Source organism: Paenibacillus thailandensis (assembly GCF_042685365.1).
GTDB lineage: Bacteria > Bacillota > Bacilli > Paenibacillales > Paenibacillaceae > Paenibacillus_AP > Paenibacillus_AP thailandensis.
On sequence record NZ_JBHUMY010000016.1, the window covers coordinates 201627 to 219069 of the forward strand.

Below are 17443 nucleotides of genomic sequence, written 5' to 3' on the forward strand. Positions count from 1 at the left end.
TGCCGCTGGACCGGGTATGGTATACTAGCTTGTATGGAACAGTGGAAAATTAATCTAATCGTCTTATGGTTCGGGCAATTTCTGGTCAATGCGGGCATGACCATGATTTTGCCCTTTATGTCGCTTTACCTGCAATTCGATCTGGGATTGACCGACCCGCATGAAATCGGCGTATGGGCGGGCATTATTTTCGCGGGAAACTTCGTCACCTCGTTTATTTTCCAGCCGATATGGGGCAAGTACGCCGACCGTTACGGCCGCAAGGTGATGCTGCTCCGCTCCGGCTTCGGCATGGCCGTCGTCATGGCGCTGATGGGCTTCGCGACGACGCCGTGGCACTTGCTGCTGCTGCGCATGCTGAACGGCACGATCTCGGGGTTCAATCCCGCTTCGGTCTCGCTCGTGTCGGCAACGACGCCCAAAAACAAAACGGGCTTCGCCATGGGCACGCTCCAATCCGGCGGCATTGCCGGCACGATTCTCGGGCCCCTCATCGGCGGACTTCTTGCCGACACGATCGGCTACCGGCCGATTTTTTATTTGACGGGTTCGTTAATGTTCGCCGCCTCGCTGCTTGCGCTGTGGGTCGTCAAAGATCCGTTCAACCGGTCGGCCGCGGCGAAAGCGGAGCAGGACAGCGTCCGCGAAGGGCTGCTTAAGCTGGCGAAAATACCTGGCTTGATGCCGCTGTACGCCGTCACGTTTTTGATCCAATTCGCGATGATGAGCCCGATGACGCTCATCCCGCTGTTCGTGCAGGAGCTTCACGGAACGACGGCCAACTTGGCGCTTTGGGCCGGCATGGTCAGCTCGGCGACCGGCCTCTCCAACATGATCGCTTCCCCCCTGCTCGGCAAGCTGAGCGACCGGGTCGGCTCGGAGAGAATACTCGGCGTTTCGCTGGTCGGAGCGGCGGTATGCTTCGTGCCTCAAGCGTTGTCGCATACCGTATGGCAGCTGCTCCTGTCGCGCTTTGCCCTCGGCATTTTCTTAGGCGGGCTGAACCCGACGGTCAACGCCTTGATCCGGAAATATACGCCGGACAGCATGGTGGGACGAGCCTACAGCTTCAACTCCAGTACGCTTGCGCTGGGCAATATGGTCGGACCGATCGTCGGCGGCGCGTTGTCCGGGCCTGTCGGCATCCAAGGGCTGTTCGTCTTGTCGGCCGCATCCCTTTCGGGCGGAACGGTCTGGGTGTGGCAGACGCTGCTTCGGAGACGAAAGCCTGCGTCACGCCTCTAAAGCCATTCAAAATCCGCGTTCCGGACCTTCGGAATGCGGATTTTTTGATGGGATGACGGCTTATTGTTCCACCCGGCTGCCCGAATTCGCTCGCCGGCAACGGAGGGTTGCGCTGTCATTTGACGGCTACGAGCCGTTATACGCGATTTCGTCCATAAGCCGCTCCGTTTGCGGCACGACCGTCTCGTCCTCGATCCGAAGATGCTCCGCGATGATCATGAGCGACTGGAACATACGGTCCAGCGCCTCTTCGTCCGTAGCGCCTTCCCTGCATCCCGACAAATACGCTTCGTAAAACTCCGCCGCCAGGCGGTCGTCCTCCTTCAGGACGGATGCGGCACCGTTTTGTCCCGTTCCGCCCTGCCGTGCAGCCACCGGATAGATGACGCTTCTTTCCAAACGGATATATCGCTGCCAATCTTTCATAAAGGCGAGAAATTGCTCCCTCAATTCGAGATGCAGCTCGCTCCAAGCGTTCGGTTTATCTCTGTCCGGCTTGAGACGCATGTAGCGGCATAATCCACGCAGCCGTTCCTGCAGCGCTTCGCGCTCTTCTTTCCATTGATCGTAGCTGTCGTAGAAATCAAGCAAGGTCGTCTTTGTTTGCGTAAGCATCGCGATTCCGTCCTTTCCCGTTACCTTAAGAGCGGTTTATGGCCGCCGTTCCTGAAAGCTTTGCCTTTATGCGCCGTAACCTTGGCCCATCCGCTGCGCAGCAGAGGGAGCAGGTAATAGTCGAGCCCGATGCGGCCCGCATTCGTTCCGGCGGCAAACACGATGAAGCCGAGCAGCAGCAGCCAAGGATTGGTGCTTACGGTCCCTGCGAAGAGGAACAAGAAATTCAGCATCATTCCGAAGAAAGCTGCCGCAAGCGTAAGACCTCCGACGATGAGCCCGATGCCGATCAGAAACTCCCCGACCGGAATAAAGAAGTTAATCAGCTTTACGTTCGGCAGAACAACATGCTCGAGAAAATAAGTGTAATTCGGGAACAAAACAGCTTCCGTCGTCTTATCCGCCACCGGGTATTGCACCGCGTTCGCCAAAAACTTACTTGCGTCGAATCCTCCGTTCAGCTTATGCCAACCCGCCTCCAGCCACTGCCAGCCCAAGTAAACGCGAAGCAGCACAAATTGCTCTTCGGAGAAGAAATTGGCGATGCCAAGGGGATTGTTTGTGTTTTGCGGACGCGTGCACTAGCTTGAGGAGCTCATGTATCCGAAGGAGGCCGAGGCCGGCAGCTTTTTGTTTCGGGAAGGGGATCCTGTCGGGAAGGTGTATTATATCCGATCGGGCAAAGTGAAGCTGAAAAATATAACCGAAGACGGGAAGCAGTTCATTGTATCGATTTTGCAGACGGGCGATTTTATTTGCGAGCCGGATCGCGGCACGGACGCCGTTCACAGCCTCAGCGCCGAGGTTATCGAGCATTCGAATTTTGGCGTCATCGAGTGGAAGGAGCTTCAAACGTTATTGTTCCGGCATGGCGATTTCGCCGTTCCATTCATGAACTGGATGATGCTTACCCGCCGAGTGGCCGAATCGAAGTTCCGCGATTTGCTTCTTTTCGGCAAGCCGGGCGCGCTGGCCTCCACGCTGATCAGGCTCGCCAACTGTTACGGGGTGCTTGATCCGGACGGCATCAGGCTCGAATTGAAACTGACGCACGTTGAGCTTGCGGAGATGATCGGGACAACCCGGGAGGGCGTCAGCCGGATGTTAAACGGCATGAAGCAGGAAGGCATTATCGATATCCGTAAAGGACATATCGTCATCTTGAGCCTGGCCGCGCTCCGCAAAATCTGTCAATGACCGGAATGTCCGCCCTGCCCGAAGGAATTGTGCCGGATTTAACGGCAGCCGCGCCTTCCCCCGGTTTTCTGCTTGGCGGCGGCATTTAGATATGACGTTGACTTTTAAATTCGAAAATCTCCTCAACAGCTTGCGGATACCCGCCCGATTTTCGAAAGGAGTCCCCAACCATTGCGGCAGCTTTCTTGAAAGATGAGCGGCTCAACACATGGTCTGCCGCCTCGCGCAGTTGAGTGGCAGTCAAGCTTTGCATTTGCAATTTCATTCCTGCCCCGATATCGGCGACTTGTCCGGCAACGATCGGCTGGTCCGCGCTTTGCGGGATTACGATTAGCGGAACCCCGTAGTAGAGACCTTCATGGGCACTGTTCATACCGCCATGCGTAATAAACAATTTAGCATATTGCAGTACTTCGGTTTGCGGAACGTAATTTTTTACGATGAAGCTGTCAGGAATTCCCCCTAATTCGGAAATTTGGGTTTTACTCCCGACCGACATGACAATCGTATGATCCGTGTTGGCAAATGCCTCAAAACAAAGCTTGTAGAAATCGATGGATTGATTAAAGACTGTACCCAGCGAAATGTAAATGGGGTTTTTCCCCTTAATTGATGTAAAGTCGAAATTTTGTCGAGTTAAACGCGAAGCGATGGATGGACCAACAAATTTATATGATCCGTCGAAGGCTTCTCCATAAGGTTGAAACTCCCTTGTCGTATAAACGATTGTAAGCGGTGCAGGATTACAAAACACTTCGTAAGGAGAACGGATCTCCACGCCGTATTTTTCCTTCGCCGTTGCCGCCAGGCTTTGAAATTTATCGTTTATAGGCCCAGTTATTTCTTTAGGGACTTCAATGAAAAATTGTTCCAACGTTTTATCGAACGATGCTTCGGTCTGCGCAAAAGAAGTGCAAGAGTTGATTGCGGGAAGCTTAAGAATGTGAGCAAGCATACGTCCGCAGCCAAACATGGAATCATGGATGATGTAATCGAAGCGCTCTCCTTCGGTCTGTTCAAGCACGCTTGGTACGACAATATCTGCCGTAAGTAACAGACCGTTGATTCTTTCGAGCAAGTAATTTCTTCCGCCCGAGATAAAGGCTTTTATCAATTTTTGCTCGTCAAAGGTTCGTACGGAAGCGCCCGTCTTCTCGATCCGTTCCCGAAAAGCTTCTATGCAAAAGTATACGACCTCTTCCCCACGCGAAATAAGCTCCTGCACAACTCCGATCGTCGGATTGATATGTCCTTCCGATCCGCCATTAATAAATAAAACGCGCGCCATTTATACCGCTCCTTTGGCTATAAGAAAGCTTTATTTCACAATCGCTACCGCAAGCCCGTCGTAGCCCGGCAGCACGGTGCTTACGAGACGTTCGTCCGACGCAATCCGTTCGTTGAACGAACGAACGGCCTGCACGGCGGGACCTTGCTTATCCATATTGGTCGTGCGTCCGCGCAGCAAGATGTTGTCCGCCACGATGACGGCTCCCGGGTTCGCAAGCTCCAGCGCGTAGTCCAGATAAGCGGGATAGCCTTCCTTGTCCGCGTCGATAAAGAAAAAGTCGAACCGGCTCCCTTCCTCCTTCAGCGCCTTCAAGCTTTCCTTCGCGTCCCCCGTCCGGTAGCTGACTTGCGAGCCGAAGCCCGCCGCCGCCATATGCCGCTCGGCGATTTCCGCGTTCCGCTGCGACAGCTCCAGCGACGTAATATGGCCGTCCGCACCGAACCCTCTGGCCATGCAGATGCCGCTGTAACCGCCAAGCGCCCCGATCTCCAATACCCGCTTCGCACCGGACATCCGGACGAGCATCGTCAGCAGCCTGCCGTAACCGGCCGCCACCGACACGTCCTTAATGCCCGCTTCGGCCAATCCTTCACGGACCGCCGCCAGCTCCGCATCCTCCTTATATAGCGATTCTACATATTGTTCGTCCGTCATTCGTATGATCTCTCCATTGTGTCTGTTTTGCGTTTTTGATTGCCGATTTCAAAACTTTTGCTTCCGCTATGGTAAATATTCGTTGCATTGTCCTATACTTGATTGTATGATTTTGACCGGCGCATGACAACTGCCGCGGGACCGGCCCTTGCCGGAGCTTCGCGGACCGACCGGCGTTATTCGGCCGCGCCGGTGCGTTTTCATCGTCCTTGTCTAAGGACGAACCGTTTCGGCGAGAACTATAAGGACATTTATAAGAGCAAGCTTATAAACCCTTATCTTATTGCACAAGGATATTTATAAGTCCTTATATTGAAATAAAGGAGAGAACAACGATAATGACTAAGCTTCAACTGATCGCCACCGCTCCGATGGGACTGGAAGCGATCGTTTCCCGCGAGCTGAAGGAGCTCGGCTACGCGGATCAATACGTGGAGAACGGACGGGTCGTCTTCACGGGCGAACCGATCGACATTTGCCGGACGAACCTGTGGCTCCGCTCCTCCGACCGGGTGCTGGTCAAAATGGCGGAATTCCCGGCGACGACGTTCGAGGAGCTGTTCGAAGGAACCCGGGCGATCGACTGGCCGGCCTGGATTCCCGGCGACGGCGAATTCCCCGTCGAAGGGCGCTCCCATAAATCGCAGCTCTCCAGCGTCCCGGCTTGCCAAAGCATCGTCAAAAAAGCGGTCGTCGAAAAAATGAAGGAACGTTACGCCACGGAATGGTTCCCCGAGGACGGAGCGCGGTTCGTCATCGAGGTATGGCTGCAGAACGATATCGCCATGATTACGCTCGATACGACCGGAGCGGGGCTGCACAAACGCGGCTACCGCCAGCTTGTGACCGAAGCGCCGCTCAAAGAAACGATGGCTGCCGCGCTGATCGATCTTAGCCGCTGGCACCCGGAGCGGCCGCTGTACGATCCGTTCTGCGGCTCGGGCACGATTCTCGTCGAAGCGGCGCTCAAAGGCTGGAACATCGCGCCGGGGCTGCGCCGCTCGTTCAACAGCGAAGGCTGGCCGCTAGTGCCGGACGAGCTGTGGGAGCAGGCGAGGGAAGAAGCGTTCGACGCGGTCAAGGACGACATTCCGCTGCAAATCGCCGGGTCGGACATCGACCCCGGAGCGATTGAAGTGGCGCAGGCCGCCGTTCGGCGTGCCGGCTTCGCCAAAGATATCAAGCTGGACATCCTCCCGATCGCCAAAGCGAAACCGGAAGGCGACTACGGCGTCATCGTCACGAACCCGCCGTACGGCGAGCGGCTGGGCGACGCCAAAACCGCCGAAACGGCGGCCCGGCAGCTCGGGATGCTGGCCAATACGCTGCCGACCTGGTCTTTTTTTGCGATCAGCCCGTCCAAAACGTTCGAGCACCACTTCGGCAGGCCGGCCGACAAAAAGCGGAAGCTGTTCAACGGCCGGATCGAATGCCACTACTACCAGTTTTTCGGTCCGCTGCCGAAAGGCTTACACAAAAAGAATGATTAACTCAAAAAGGAGCCGGTTTAGGCTCCTTTTTAAGTTTTTCCATTAAGCTAATGTTCCCCGTTAGTTTAATAAGGGATTCCTCTATTTTTCTATAAATAGACTCCAGTCTAGTCCATATTTAGTTATCTGTCCGACCTCCCCCATGGTGTCTAAGCATAGGATGAGATGTGCTAAAATCATGGGAGGTGTTTTGCGGATGGAATGTCTGACTACAAAAACAAAGCGCCGTAAAAAGAAAACGATTATCGTTTGTAAAAAGAAGAAAGCGAAGAAAAAACGTCGTGTTATTATTGTAAGAACCTCAGCGTTTAGGGCTGTCAATGCTACTGCTGACCAAACAGTTACTGCCAATACTCCTGTAGTCCCAGTTCAGTATCCAAATCAAATATTTGATATAAACAATGAATATGACACGGCTACATCGACCTTTACTCCAAAGCAAGATGGAATATATTTTATTATTGCTAGTGTTTCATTTTTCCCTGATGATGTGATGACAAATTATAGACTGGTATTAAATATTCGTGTAAACGATTTCCCAATAGTAACTGATGACGAATTTTTTGGCGCCAATCCAGTTCCAACCGGTGATCAAATAAGTGTTTCCGGTATCTTAAAATTAGAAAAAGGTGACAAAGTGACAATCTCTCTCTTCCCTACCACCGATGGTATAATTGTTGCAGACCCGAGGGGTACTCACTTCGAGGCATCAAGACTCACTTCGATAAAACATTAGGGTGACACTTTTAGGGAAGAAAAGTTTCCTAACTAAACTATGTTGCCAGATAACATAGAAAAGGCGGCTGGTATGGACCGGCTGCCGTCATGACTAATTGAGCTGTCGTCCCCCGTTAGTTCAACAATTCTAGAAATAGAAGAAAATCATCCAGTACCTTCGTTGCTAATCAAAAATGATCCGATTCTAATTGCGTGTATAATATCAATTCTAATTCATTATCCAAGTATTATTGAACTAACGTTCACCGATAGCTTAATGATTATTTAGCAATCGAACGTGATGATAATTCTTAAATCAGACGGTTCTTTTCTGCCAACCAAGCGCTTAACAACATCCATAATATGTAAGTTACTTTTATCATTTTGAAAATCATGGTTAAACTAACCACACAAACATAAAATCCAACAAACTGTAAAACGAATTTATCATCAGACACATTGTACATTCCAGTCCATATCCACAATATACCTACGATCAACAAAGAGAAGCTAATACTTCGTCTTTTTATGAACGCAGCAACAATATATAAAATAATCATACCTAAAAATAAATATGCAATTAAAAAAAGTCTGCCACCCGATTTTCCTTTCGGTTTTAATACCACATTAATGATACCTCAAAATGGAATTATCCATCCCGTTAGCCCAATCAAATGAACTAGTTTTACTTTTTTAACGGTTCACCATATTTAAATTCTACTAATCTTATCTTATACTCATTGAACAACTCATCCTCAGATATATAATTTATGGAAACTCTTCCACCCTTCCTTACTTCCTTTTTTATATATCGGAATTCATTATCTTCGTTCTCCAGTTTATCTTCCAAGTGGTAATCTCTCTCTCTAACCGGATGTATAATTTTGACTTTATCCCCATCCTGAAATAAGACAACATCCTTATTCCCACTAGCCAAGGTTTGCTTCCACTTGATATACTTGCCCCCAGAACCTGTACTCAAACCAAATCCATCATGTTTAACGATAACTGCATCCTTTACTATCTTTACTTGACCTTCAACCTCATACTCCAAGTAAAAAGGAAATTCCCCATATGCATATGCAGGTCTAGGTGGGTCTTCAGTTAATGAAAGACCAATGTACATCAGAAGCCATGGGCCTGCCAAAAAAGCAAACAGAAGAAGAAAGACTATTGCCCCGCTGAGTAATAATCGCTTCAATTTGATTCCTCCAATGCCTATGTTTTGCCCAGTCTTCAATAAATAACAAATGTTCTAAAACGCTTTATCCGGCATAGTTACGATTTTTCAATTCTGAACAAACTTCTTCTGTTAACTTTTAAGAGCCACTGTTATTTACCATTTGCAAATTGATCAAGAGTATCTGAAAGTACTTCGATTCTGTCTTGCAAATCATCAATGGCTCTTTAAGGCAATAGCAATTTCATTTCTGAGTAATTTGTTTTCTGTAACTCTTAAATGTTTTATTAGCAATACTACTATTTCTTCATCTTTGTGCTGACTTGCCTCAGAAATAACTAAAGATGCTTCTCTTAGATTACCGCTCTCAAGACCTTGCTCTAAGCGTTTATGATCCATATTTTCCCATCACATTTACAAATGAATTCCTTTCAGTAATTTCACTTCAACCTACTCTAAAGTACCCTCTCATTATACTACTTTGTTTTGGAACTATCTCCCTCTCAGTTTTATGACAATTGTTAATATTTATAATTAAACAGGGTACTAAGTCCAGCTCCGCTGCCGAAAGCTTTGCTTAAAAAGCAATGATGAAACAAAAGAGGAGCCGCAAAGGCTCCTCTTTTATCACCGCTTATTTCATCCCGGTATACACCCGGGCTCATTTGGTCTGAGTCAAAATATGTTATAACGATAATGTTTTGGGCCTCTAGAATGCCCTGCGTTGTTTCTGGATCGGGGATTTTTCAATGAACAGGCTAAACGATTTTATTCTCTTCCTTCACAGCGATAACCTCCCTTGCTGCTTCTATGAAAGATAACATAGTTGGTGAAAGCCACTTGTCTTTATGCCATAACATCTGTGTATACACGTGCAAGTCCGGGATTTGCCATGGAAGAGCAACAAGTTCGCCTCGTTCAACTTCTGCTTTCGCCGTTATTTCAGGAAGAAAGGCAATACCGATTCCCGCAATTGCACATTGTTTAATGGCTTCGGCATTTTGAAACTCCAAATACGTAATATCATCTATGCCCTCTTTCTCGAATCCCCGGTCAAACATGGTTCTATAAGTACAACCCTTTTCATTAGTCAGAAACACTTCTCCGTGAAAATTCTCCAGCTGTAGTACGGTTTGTTTCGCCAGTGGATGGTCTGGAGCAGCGAATAAGCGGAAAGTTTCTTCCAGCAACGGTTCCACTGCTAGCCCCGTTGATCGGATGGGCTCGTCCAACATAAAGATGACATCAGCGGTTCCATCAAAAAGCGTTTGCTTGAGTTGCTGATTGGAAACAGAGCGGAAGATGAGACGCACTCCCGGATAGCGCGAGCGAAATAAGCGGAAGACGACTGGAAGCCGATAAGCGCAGAGAACCTCATTAGCACTTATCGTTAGGGTGCCGCTTAGATTTTCATTGTCGTGAACGATGCCGCGAGCTTCGTCTAATTTGTTTAGCACGCCTTGGACATGAGTTAAAAAGCGTTTACCTGCGGTTGTGAGAACGAGCTGCTTGCCCAAGCGGTCAAAGAGACGTACGCCAAGCTCATCCTCCAATGCTTTTATTTGCATCGTGACGTTGGAAGGAACGTAGTTCAGCACTTCCGCGGCCCGACTGAAATTTAAAGTTGATGCAACTGTGCGGAACGTATTCAGCTGGCGCAATTCCATCGTATTATCCCCTTTTGCTTTCAATATTATTGAATACTACTTTGAAATCTGTTCACTTTTATTGAGGGTATCACGAATCTATACTAACAACAAGAAATACATTCTATGTAAGTTTTTATTTTGAAGGGAGCGACAAAACGATGGATTATGAGATTTTTGATTTAGGCGACGTAACACTCCAATCGGGCGTGACGTTACCGAACGCTTTTCTTGCTTATAAAACTTATGGAAGATTGAATGAGAACAAAGATAATGTGATCATCTACCCCACTGCTTTTGGCGATCAGCATGTTCAGAATGAATGGTTGATTGGGAACGGCATGGCACTAGATCCGCAGAAATATTTCATTATCGTTCCAAATCTGCTGGGTAACGGACTCTCTTCGTCTCCCAGTAACACTCCTCCCCCATTCGACCGGGCTAATTTCCCGCATGTAACCATCTATGACAATGTTAGATTACAGCATCGGCTGGTGACCGAAAAATTCGGCATTCAAAAGATCGCTCTCGTAGTTGGATGGTCAATGGGAGGCATTCAAGCCTTTCAATGGGGGGCAAGTTATCCAGACATGGTTGAACGAATTGCGCCTTTCAACGGAGTTGCAAAAACCTGGCCCCAAACGTATGTGGTCCTGGACGGAATGAAAGCTCCGCTCATGGCTTCAGTCGGCTTCGATTCAAGTAAACTAAACCGGTTGACTTCTGCGGATATGCGCGCCGTTGGCCGTGTCTATGCGGGATGGGGCGTATCTCATGCGTTTTACAGAGAGGAACTTTATCGTGAGCTGGGATTTGAATCATTGGCAGATTTTGTGGTTGGCGTATGGGAGGATAGCTTTATGAAGCTCGATCCGCACAATGTCCTGGCCATGTTATGGACAGGCCAAAATGCGGATATTAGCGAAAATCCCACTTATAACGGAGATTTCGATAAGGCGCTCAAAAGCATTAAAGCGCTCGCCTGCATCATGCCTGGGAGCACGGATCTCTTCTGCACGGCGGACGATAACGAATACGAAGCTAAGCTTATACCTAATGCTGCTTATTATCCTATCAAGTCGATCTGGGGGCATTTTGCCGGACGCGGAATCAACATTGCCGATAATAAAGTTATTGATGACAACCTAAAACACTTGTTGGCGCTAAGTCCAAACCGCTTATAGAAGCGGATGGCCGAAGTATTGAACCCTTCAACGCTAAGTTCCACTCCGTGTGCTCCCCTCTCAATGCCTATAGACATCGCGCGGTTCGTCAGACTGAAGCCAAGGCCGCGCACACGATTAATAAAGAAGGAGCCTTATAGGCTCCTTTCCGAGTTCTTCCCGCTGTAGTCATTAATTGCGTCTAGTGCTTTCGAAGAAGCGATAAGTGAATTCGCAAATAAAGGATGACTAAGGCATAAAACGGCACTGAAAACCATAATTCCCACCCTTTATATACCAAGTATCCTGTTAGCAACGAAAGAACTTCATAAGTTATTGCGAAAAGCGTCATTCCGATTAGATACAGTACGAAATCACGTTTTCTAAACGGCATGAAATTCAAAATAATAACACCAAACGATGGCGGCAACAAAAATTGTAAGATAAGATCCTCTATCGTTATAGATGGTGACTCAGAATCATACAGATCAAGAATCAAGCCGAAGATAAGATCAATGTTAATGGTGATCGCAGCCAGCCAGCCCCAAAATATATAAATTTCCTTTAAAGATATGCGCTTGGGCATAAACCATACGAACGGCAATGTGAAGCAAAGGGTTATAAAACCAAACCAAATTCCCATTTTTCACCCTCCAGAATAAGGGTATTATACCACCTCTTCAATTGCTTTATTCATGGATAAAGGCCATGTCGTCGTCATTGTTCATGTATGCGCACCGGGGTTGAAGCAGGCCAAGTTTTAGTCATTATAAAATCAGTTTGTTCCTCATCACCCATATAAAACGAGTGCGCTCCCTTTTGAACAAACCCCAACTTTTTATAAAACGCAATGGCCTTCGCGTTCTTTTCCCAAACCCCTAGCCAGATCATCCGTTTGTTTTGTTTTATGGCTATTTCCATCGCTTTGTCAAACAGATTTTTGCCAAGCCCTTTTCCTTGAAATTTGTTTCGTATATAAATCCTCTCAATTTCGAGTGACTCATCACCCATCTTTTCAGATTGAGCATCGTTCATATTCACCTTTAAATATCCGGCAATTTCTTCATTTACAAAGATGAAATAAAACTCCGAAGAGATATTGGACAATTCCTTTTCCAACTGTTTAGCGTTAAACGCCTTATCCAAATAGGCTTTCATATTTTCCGGTGAGTTCTGATCTTTAAACGTATCGCTGAATGTTTCGATACTTATTGTTTGGAGTATTTGTAAATCTTCGCGGCTGCACTTTTTTATTGTTACAGTCATTTTTATTTTTCGCTCCTTTGTTTAAAATCAATAATTTCTCTTGTTCCCCTTTTTCACAAATTCCCAGTCCGTTTCTATATTTTTTCTAACTCTTTGAAGAAGATGAAACAGGGTTTCTGCTTCGTTTTCGGAAAATCCCGCTAAAGCGACTTTATTCGAATGATCGTTTTCTCTTTTTATAAAAGGAAACACTTTTTCCCCTTTTTCTGTTGGGAAAAGTTTTTTTATTTTTTTGTTATGCTCATCGTCTTTCTTTTCAATAAAGCCATTCATTTCAAGCTTTTGTATTGCACGAGCTGCGGTCGTTCGGTCCACTTTTATCATTTCAGCTAACTTTTCTTGAATGATTCCCGGGTTTTCACATATTCGGACAAGGTACAAATACTGTCCTTTGGTGAGGTTATACTCTTTAAATTCGATATTGCTTATCGAATCTAACGCTCTGGCGATCATTCCAATCTCGCGTAAAATTTCCTTCATATGTTCAACTCCATCAAGTTGTTTGGCTACAAAATATTATAATGCTTTTTGTTGCATTTGCAACAAAAAGCAGATGTCCTGAAACGTCTTTCTATAAACAAAATAACCCCCATTGTTAGTCGTGCCTAACAATGGGGGTGCATTTCATAATGACCGGCTGCCGTACTATCTTTTGTAACGGTTCAAACTCATGGAAACGGACCACGTCCTTTAGTCACTTGATCGCTCCCTTCGCATGATCCGCCCTTGTAAAGGAAGCAGCCGCAGACTCGGCTTCTTGATAAGCTTTGGCTAATACTTCCTCCCTTCTTAAGAAATAATTCCCTTGGGCACGGATGATTTGATAGTCGACTCCCATAAAGTTGAACATCGCTTTTAAAAATTTGTGGGAATATTCGACTTCCGCGTACCAATCCTCGTTCGTATAGATCCCGTCGCTCGCTTGAATGACAAGGACGTTTCTGCCGTCGTTCAGAAGACCGACCGAGCCTTTGTCCGTATAGGCAAAAGTCTCCTTAGCGATCAGAATGTTATCCATGTAGTCTTTTAGCTTGGATGGAATGTTAAAGTTATGCAGCGGCATGGCGATGACGTATTTTTTCGCGCTTTTGAATTGTTGTAGAATGTCTGACATTCGGGAATCAAGCGACTGTTCTTCTTCAGTCAAGCGCTCATCTCTCCGCTTTTTTTCCTGTAGGCTTAGAAAGGTACGGTCAATGCAAGGAATGTGATCCCGGTATAAATCGATTTGTTCGATCGGCCCTTCCGGATTCATTTTTTTATAAGTTTCCAGAAAATGATGAAGCACTTGAAGACTTATCGACGAATCGGCATCCACTTTTGGATGTGCATTAATAACGAGCAATTTTTCCAACTTCGTTCTCTCCCTTATTCTCATTTCGGATACACCTATACAGACAAATAGCGGATCGATTTTGTGACATGTTCGCCAGAACTCGAAATAAAAAAAACCGCCCCCATTCAGGTCGGTTGTTCCTCTGTTTCACGAGCGGAAATTATCCTCGATTCAGGGCGACATGTTTTGAGAAAAAAGAACTACAGCGGTCCTTTTAACTTGTTCGCCGGAAATGATAGAATAACGTATCGCATCCGGCCTTTAAAACAACATAGAGGAATAACTCGATCCGATAAACTGAGAGGAGACGATTACCATATCCAATCCGCAATTTCTGCCTTACAGTGTCGCTATGATTACCCCGTTTAGCCAAGACGATGCTCTTGATGAGACGAGTATTCATCGGATGGTGCGCTATTATGAGGAAAACAAAGTTCCTGCCCTGCTCGTTAGCGGTTCAACCGGCGAGCAGCATTCACTGACAGTTGATGAAAGAATTCATCTTTACCGGGCCGTCAAAGACGCCTCCCCGGCCGGTATGCCGTTATATGCCGGAGTCGCCGCCGTTCGCACCCGGGACGCAGTTCGGCTGGCCAAGGAAGCGGAGCAAGCCGGACTTTCAGCCATTATGCTTGGTTTTCCGCCTTACGTCCGCCCAAACCAACGGGAAGCTGTTTTATATGTCCAAGCAGTGTGCTCCGCAACCCCGCTGCCGATTATGCTTTATAATAATCCGCTGCGAACCGGATTTAATCTGGAAATAGACACTCTGATTAGGATTGTCCAACAATATCCCCAAGTTGTTGCACTTAAAGAGGCCGGCAATCCGGATACCGTCAATCGGATCAAAACGGAATTGGGAGCGGATTTCCAAGTGTTGTCTGGACTTGACCTCACCATAGTCGATTACTTTGAGAAAGGCTACGACGGCCTGACGAGCGTTGCCGGCAATCTCTTTCCGCTTGAAATCAATAGCATTGTCCAGCTTCTAAGAAATGGCCGTAAAACGGAGGCTGAACAGGAGCTTATGAAACTACGGCCGAGTTTAGAGCTGCTGGGCGAAATCGGTTGGATTAGAGTCATTCGTCATTTCTTCTCAAGACAAGGCTTAATTGCCGGCAACTACCGCGAACCTCTGACTCCGCTTACCGCCGAGGAACAAATCTCCGTTAACGGGATTCAAATTTTATCTAATCATCACTAACTTCCCGTTCGGTATCGCTTCTAAAAGAGGAGCCGATTAGGGCTCCTCTGCTTCTATTGTAGAGAGTTCATTCCGCCGCGAACAATCTGTCCGTCATTTTTTCCGCATTGGATCCATATCCCTCTGTACATCTTCCCCGTGAAAGGGTTCAAGCGGCTTAATCTTTTCCGGCCGGCATTTGCAGAGAAATCTTATGGAAAATAAAAAAGAAAATTTTTTTGTGAAGCTGTCGATTTTGCCGCATCCCATTCGTTGTCTTCATAGAGGCCGGGTTCCAACGGTAATTTCGCACGAAACGCTCGGACTACTGCAAAAACTAGAAAACGAAAGGATGTTATAAGATGGCAAAATTCACTGCTTATATGATGTCGGAGGACGCAAAAGCGCAAGCGGAGTTCTACGCGCATGCGCTCGGAGGAGAGATTTTGTCCGTTATGACGCATGGACAGCTTCCGGGAGCCAAGGAAGAACTCAAAGACAAAGTCGTTAACTTAAGCCTGATTGCGGGAGGAATTCACTTCTTAATGTCCGATTCCGTATTTGAGCCGGTCGTTCGGGGGAACGCCATAAATCTGTCGCTCGAGTTCGCCACGGAAGCCGAAGCGCGCGAGGCTTTCCATAAGCTGGCTGAAGGCGGGGATGTGAAATGCCCGTTGGAGCCGGCATTCTGGGGCGCTTTGTACGGGCAGATCGAAGACAAATACGGCGTCAGGTGGATGATCACTACGGCCGGAACGAACGCCCAATAAACAACAACAGCAGCAAAAGCCCGCCCCGCATTGGCCATACCGGTCGGCGGCATTCAGGAAGAAGTTCGTTTACGGGGAGTCGATGCTTCGCGTAGGGAAAAGTTATGGAACCGAGAAACGACAAGAAAAGGGAGCCCGCGGGCTCCCTTCTAATATATCAATGCATCGGATTCATTGCGGCGTGCTTGACGACGACGCGGCGAATAAACAAAGCGACGACGAGACCGACCAGCGTCACGATCATCGCGAACGTGAACACATTCTGGGAACCAAACGTCATTGCGTTGGCTACTTCGGTCATTCCTGCCGGAACGGCGGAATTGTGCAAATATTTCTCCATTCCGCTTGTAAGGATACTGACCGCAACCGCGGTGCCGATCGCACCCGAGACCTGCTGCAGCGTGTTCATAACCGCCGTGCCATGCGGATACAGCTCCGGCGGCAGCTGATTCAAGCCATTCGTCTGCGACGGCATCCACACCATGGAGATACCGACCATTAACCCTATGTGCAATGCGACGATGAAAGCAACCGAAGACGCCGGCGTAATGCCGGAGAAAAACCATAACATCGCGGCAACGATAACCAGGCCGGGAATGACGAGCCATTTCGGCCCGTACTTGTCGAACAAACGCCCCATGTGCGGCGATAAGAAACCGTTCAACGCGCTGCCCGGCAGCAGCATGAGACCTGCGGCGAACGCGGATAATCCCATGCCGTTCTGCAAATACATCGGCAAAATAATCATGCTCGATAACATGATCATCATGCAAGAGAGGATCATGAGCAGCCCTACGATGAACATCGGGTACTTGAAGACTCGCAGGTTCATCATCGGCTCGCGCATATACACCTGCCGCAGAGCAAACAGAATGAGCGCGACCAGTCCGATGGCGATCGATGCAAGCACGACCGGGCTGGTCCAGCCCTCTTCGCCTTCGCCGGCCTTGCTGAAGCCAAAGACGATACCGCCGAAGCCGATCGTGGACAATACGACGGACAGCAGATCGATGCGAGGCTTGGTGACTTCGGTGACATTTTCCAAATACTTCAACCCTACCAAAAGGCCTGCGATCAAAAACGGCAACGAGATCCAGAAGATGTAGTGCCAAGTTAAATATTCGATGAGAAGACCTGCTACGGTCGGTCCGGTCGCGGGCGCGAACATGATGACAAGGCCGACGAAGCCCATCGCCGCACCGCGTTTCTCCGGAGGATAAACGACAAGAATCGTATTGAACATGAGCGGGAGCAGCAAGCCCATACCGACCGCCTGCAGAACGCGCGCGGTCATAAGCATTTCGAAATTGGGCGAGAGCGCCGCGATCAATGTTCCGGCGATGGAGCTCGCCACCGAACCGATGAACAGCTGCCTTGTCGTAAACCATTGCAGCAAGAGCCCGGTCATCGGCATCAGAATGCCGAGTGTTAACAAAAATCCTGTTGTCAGCCACTGCGCGGTCGCGGTCGAAATTTGAAACACGTCCATCAAATTACTGATCGCGATGTTGAGCGCAGTTTCGCTGAACATACCGACAAACCCCGGGACGAGCAGCGACGCCATAATCGCCCGGGTATTGTATTGCTTGGTCATCCATTCCCACTTCCCTATCCTAAATAAATGTCTATCTGTGCGTGACCCTGAAATCGATCCGCTATCTGTTACAATAATCTTTACAGTTTTACAAGT

Annotated in this window: 19 protein-coding genes; 7 read left to right on the forward strand and 12 right to left on the reverse strand. The window is 48.1% G+C overall.

Annotated features, from left to right (window positions below; genetic code table 11):
- Positions 1–33 precede the first annotated feature (33 nt).
- Entirely contained in the window at positions 34–1245 is a 1212-nt protein-coding gene (locus tag ACFSW5_RS15915; protein WP_379274965.1) for an MFS transporter, read from the forward strand.
- A gap of 126 nt (positions 1246–1371) precedes the next feature.
- Here the strand turns inward: ACFSW5_RS15915 and ACFSW5_RS15920 are convergent, their stop codons facing one another.
- Positions 1372–1860, reverse strand: coding sequence for a hemerythrin domain-containing protein (locus ACFSW5_RS15920; protein ID WP_379274969.1), 489 nt, complete (start codon positions 1858–1860; stop codon positions 1372–1374).
- Positions 1861–1880: 20 nt separating this feature from the next.
- A complete protein-coding gene (locus ACFSW5_RS15925; RefSeq protein WP_379274971.1) occupies positions 1881–2375 on the reverse strand; it encodes a DoxX family membrane protein in 495 nt (164 codons plus the stop codon).
- 82 nt (positions 2376–2457) lie between these two features.
- Between ACFSW5_RS15925 and ACFSW5_RS15930 the strand changes: the two genes are divergently transcribed.
- Positions 2458–3057 (forward strand): Crp/Fnr family transcriptional regulator, encoded by a 600-nt coding sequence (locus ACFSW5_RS15930; RefSeq protein WP_379274973.1) that lies wholly within the window; start codon positions 2458–2460, stop codon positions 3055–3057.
- A gap of 85 nt (positions 3058–3142) precedes the next feature.
- Here ACFSW5_RS15930 and ACFSW5_RS15935 read toward each other — a convergent pair whose 3' ends face one another.
- Both ACFSW5_RS15935 and ACFSW5_RS15940 read right to left on the reverse strand, forming a co-directional pair.
- Positions 3143–4345, reverse strand: coding sequence for a macrolide family glycosyltransferase (locus tag ACFSW5_RS15935; RefSeq protein ID WP_379274975.1), 1203 nt, complete (start codon positions 4343–4345; stop codon positions 3143–3145).
- 30 nt (positions 4346–4375) lie between these two features.
- Positions 4376–5002, reverse strand: coding sequence for an O-methyltransferase (locus ACFSW5_RS15940; RefSeq protein ID WP_379274977.1), 627 nt, complete (start codon positions 5000–5002; stop codon positions 4376–4378).
- Positions 5003–5340: 338 nt separating this feature from the next.
- Here ACFSW5_RS15940 and ACFSW5_RS15945 point away from each other — a divergent pair, with 338 nt between their 5' ends.
- Positions 5341–6492, forward strand: a complete 1152-nt coding sequence (locus ACFSW5_RS15945; protein ID WP_379274979.1) for a THUMP domain-containing class I SAM-dependent RNA methyltransferase — start codon at positions 5341–5343, stop codon at positions 6490–6492.
- Positions 6493–6688: 196 nt separating this feature from the next.
- Positions 6689–7228: a C1q-like domain-containing protein gene (locus tag ACFSW5_RS15950; protein WP_379274981.1), complete on the forward strand. Its 540-nt coding sequence runs from the start codon at positions 6689–6691 to the stop codon at positions 7226–7228.
- Positions 7229–7894: 666 nt separating this feature from the next.
- On the opposite strand, the gene ACFSW5_RS15955 is transcribed toward ACFSW5_RS15950, so the two are convergent.
- From ACFSW5_RS15955 to ACFSW5_RS15965, 3 genes are all read right to left on the reverse strand, one after another.
- Positions 7895–8410 (reverse strand): hypothetical protein, encoded by a 516-nt coding sequence (locus ACFSW5_RS15955; RefSeq protein WP_379274983.1) that lies wholly within the window; start codon positions 8408–8410, stop codon positions 7895–7897.
- A 195-nt stretch (positions 8411–8605) separates the two neighbouring features.
- The gene (locus ACFSW5_RS15960) at positions 8606–8788 is read right to left on the reverse strand and encodes a hypothetical protein (protein ID WP_379274986.1); all 183 of its coding nucleotides are present in this window, start codon (positions 8786–8788) and stop codon (positions 8606–8608) included.
- Between the two features lie 359 nt (positions 8789–9147).
- On the reverse strand, positions 9148–10056 hold the full coding sequence (locus ACFSW5_RS15965; RefSeq protein WP_379274989.1) for a LysR family transcriptional regulator: 909 nt from the start codon (positions 10054–10056) through the stop codon (positions 9148–9150).
- 140 nt (positions 10057–10196) lie between these two features.
- Here ACFSW5_RS15965 and ACFSW5_RS15970 point away from each other — a divergent pair, with 140 nt between their 5' ends.
- The gene (locus tag ACFSW5_RS15970) at positions 10197–11219 is read left to right on the forward strand and encodes an alpha/beta fold hydrolase (protein WP_379274991.1); all 1023 of its coding nucleotides are present in this window, start codon (positions 10197–10199) and stop codon (positions 11217–11219) included.
- A 181-nt stretch (positions 11220–11400) separates the two neighbouring features.
- On the opposite strand, the gene ACFSW5_RS15975 is transcribed toward ACFSW5_RS15970, so the two are convergent.
- The 4 genes from ACFSW5_RS15975 to ACFSW5_RS15990 all read right to left on the reverse strand — a co-directional run bounded on the left by ACFSW5_RS15975 (position 11401) and on the right by ACFSW5_RS15990 (position 13818).
- Positions 11401–11841, reverse strand: coding sequence for a hypothetical protein (locus ACFSW5_RS15975; protein ID WP_379274993.1), 441 nt, complete (start codon positions 11839–11841; stop codon positions 11401–11403).
- 74 nt (positions 11842–11915) lie between these two features.
- Positions 11916–12464: a GNAT family N-acetyltransferase gene (locus ACFSW5_RS15980; protein ID WP_379274995.1), complete on the reverse strand. Its 549-nt coding sequence runs from the start codon at positions 12462–12464 to the stop codon at positions 11916–11918.
- Positions 12465–12491: 27 nt separating this feature from the next.
- Positions 12492–12944, reverse strand: a complete 453-nt coding sequence (locus ACFSW5_RS15985; protein WP_379274997.1) for a MarR family winged helix-turn-helix transcriptional regulator — start codon at positions 12942–12944, stop codon at positions 12492–12494.
- A 214-nt stretch (positions 12945–13158) separates the two neighbouring features.
- Positions 13159–13818 (reverse strand): FMN-dependent NADH-azoreductase, encoded by a 660-nt coding sequence (locus ACFSW5_RS15990; RefSeq protein ID WP_379274999.1) that lies wholly within the window; start codon positions 13816–13818, stop codon positions 13159–13161.
- A gap of 334 nt (positions 13819–14152) precedes the next feature.
- On the opposite strand from ACFSW5_RS15990, the gene ACFSW5_RS15995 reads away from it, so the two are divergent.
- Both ACFSW5_RS15995 and ACFSW5_RS16000 read left to right on the forward strand, forming a co-directional pair.
- Complete coding sequence (locus tag ACFSW5_RS15995) at positions 14153–15004, forward strand: dihydrodipicolinate synthase family protein (protein WP_379275001.1); 852 nt, start codon at positions 14153–14155, stop codon at positions 15002–15004.
- 341 nt (positions 15005–15345) lie between these two features.
- Positions 15346–15753, forward strand: a complete 408-nt coding sequence (locus ACFSW5_RS16000; protein ID WP_379275003.1) for a VOC family protein — start codon at positions 15346–15348, stop codon at positions 15751–15753.
- Positions 15754–15910: 157 nt separating this feature from the next.
- Here the strand turns inward: ACFSW5_RS16000 and ACFSW5_RS16005 are convergent, their stop codons facing one another.
- The gene (locus ACFSW5_RS16005; RefSeq protein ID WP_379275006.1) at positions 15911–17347 is read right to left on the reverse strand and encodes a DHA2 family efflux MFS transporter permease subunit; all 1437 of its coding nucleotides are present in this window, start codon (positions 17345–17347) and stop codon (positions 15911–15913) included.
- Positions 17348–17443 lie beyond the last annotated feature (96 nt).

Excerpts from the sequence above, each read along its gene's own strand:
- ACFSW5_RS15950 (WP_379274981.1), top strand. The coding sequence starts at position 6,689 with ATGGAATGTCTGACTACAAAAACAAAGCGCCGTAAAAAGAAAACGATT.
- ACFSW5_RS15945 (WP_379274979.1), top strand. The coding sequence starts at position 5,341 with ATGACTAAGCTTCAACTGATCGCCACCGCTCCGATGGGACTGGAAGCG.
- ACFSW5_RS16000 (WP_379275003.1), top strand. The coding sequence starts at position 15,346 with ATGGCAAAATTCACTGCTTATATGATGTCGGAGGACGCAAAAGCGCAA.
- ACFSW5_RS15915 (WP_379274965.1), top strand. The coding sequence starts at position 34 with ATGGAACAGTGGAAAATTAATCTAATCGTCTTATGGTTCGGGCAATTT.
- ACFSW5_RS15980 (WP_379274995.1), bottom strand. The coding sequence starts at position 12,464 with ATGACTGTAACAATAAAAAAGTGCAGCCGCGAAGATTTACAAATACTC.
- ACFSW5_RS15930 (WP_379274973.1), top strand. The coding sequence starts at position 2,458 with ATGTATCCGAAGGAGGCCGAGGCCGGCAGCTTTTTGTTTCGGGAAGGG.
- ACFSW5_RS15935 (WP_379274975.1), bottom strand. The coding sequence starts at position 4,345 with ATGGCGCGCGTTTTATTTATTAATGGCGGATCGGAAGGACATATCAAT.
- ACFSW5_RS15975 (WP_379274993.1), bottom strand. The coding sequence starts at position 11,841 with ATGGGAATTTGGTTTGGTTTTATAACCCTTTGCTTCACATTGCCGTTC.
- ACFSW5_RS15940 (WP_379274977.1), bottom strand. The coding sequence starts at position 5,002 with ATGACGGACGAACAATATGTAGAATCGCTATATAAGGAGGATGCGGAG.
- ACFSW5_RS15970 (WP_379274991.1), top strand. The coding sequence starts at position 10,197 with ATGGATTATGAGATTTTTGATTTAGGCGACGTAACACTCCAATCGGGC.
- ACFSW5_RS15920 (WP_379274969.1), bottom strand. The coding sequence starts at position 1,860 with ATGCTTACGCAAACAAAGACGACCTTGCTTGATTTCTACGACAGCTAC.
- ACFSW5_RS15965 (WP_379274989.1), bottom strand. The coding sequence starts at position 10,056 with ATGGAATTGCGCCAGCTGAATACGTTCCGCACAGTTGCATCAACTTTA.
- ACFSW5_RS15985 (WP_379274997.1), bottom strand. The coding sequence starts at position 12,944 with ATGAAGGAAATTTTACGCGAGATTGGAATGATCGCCAGAGCGTTAGAT.
- ACFSW5_RS16005 (WP_379275006.1), bottom strand. The coding sequence starts at position 17,347 with ATGACCAAGCAATACAATACCCGGGCGATTATGGCGTCGCTGCTCGTC.
- ACFSW5_RS15995 (WP_379275001.1), top strand. The coding sequence starts at position 14,153 with ATGATTACCCCGTTTAGCCAAGACGATGCTCTTGATGAGACGAGTATT.
- ACFSW5_RS15960 (WP_379274986.1), bottom strand. The coding sequence starts at position 8,788 with ATGGATCATAAACGCTTAGAGCAAGGTCTTGAGAGCGGTAATCTAAGA.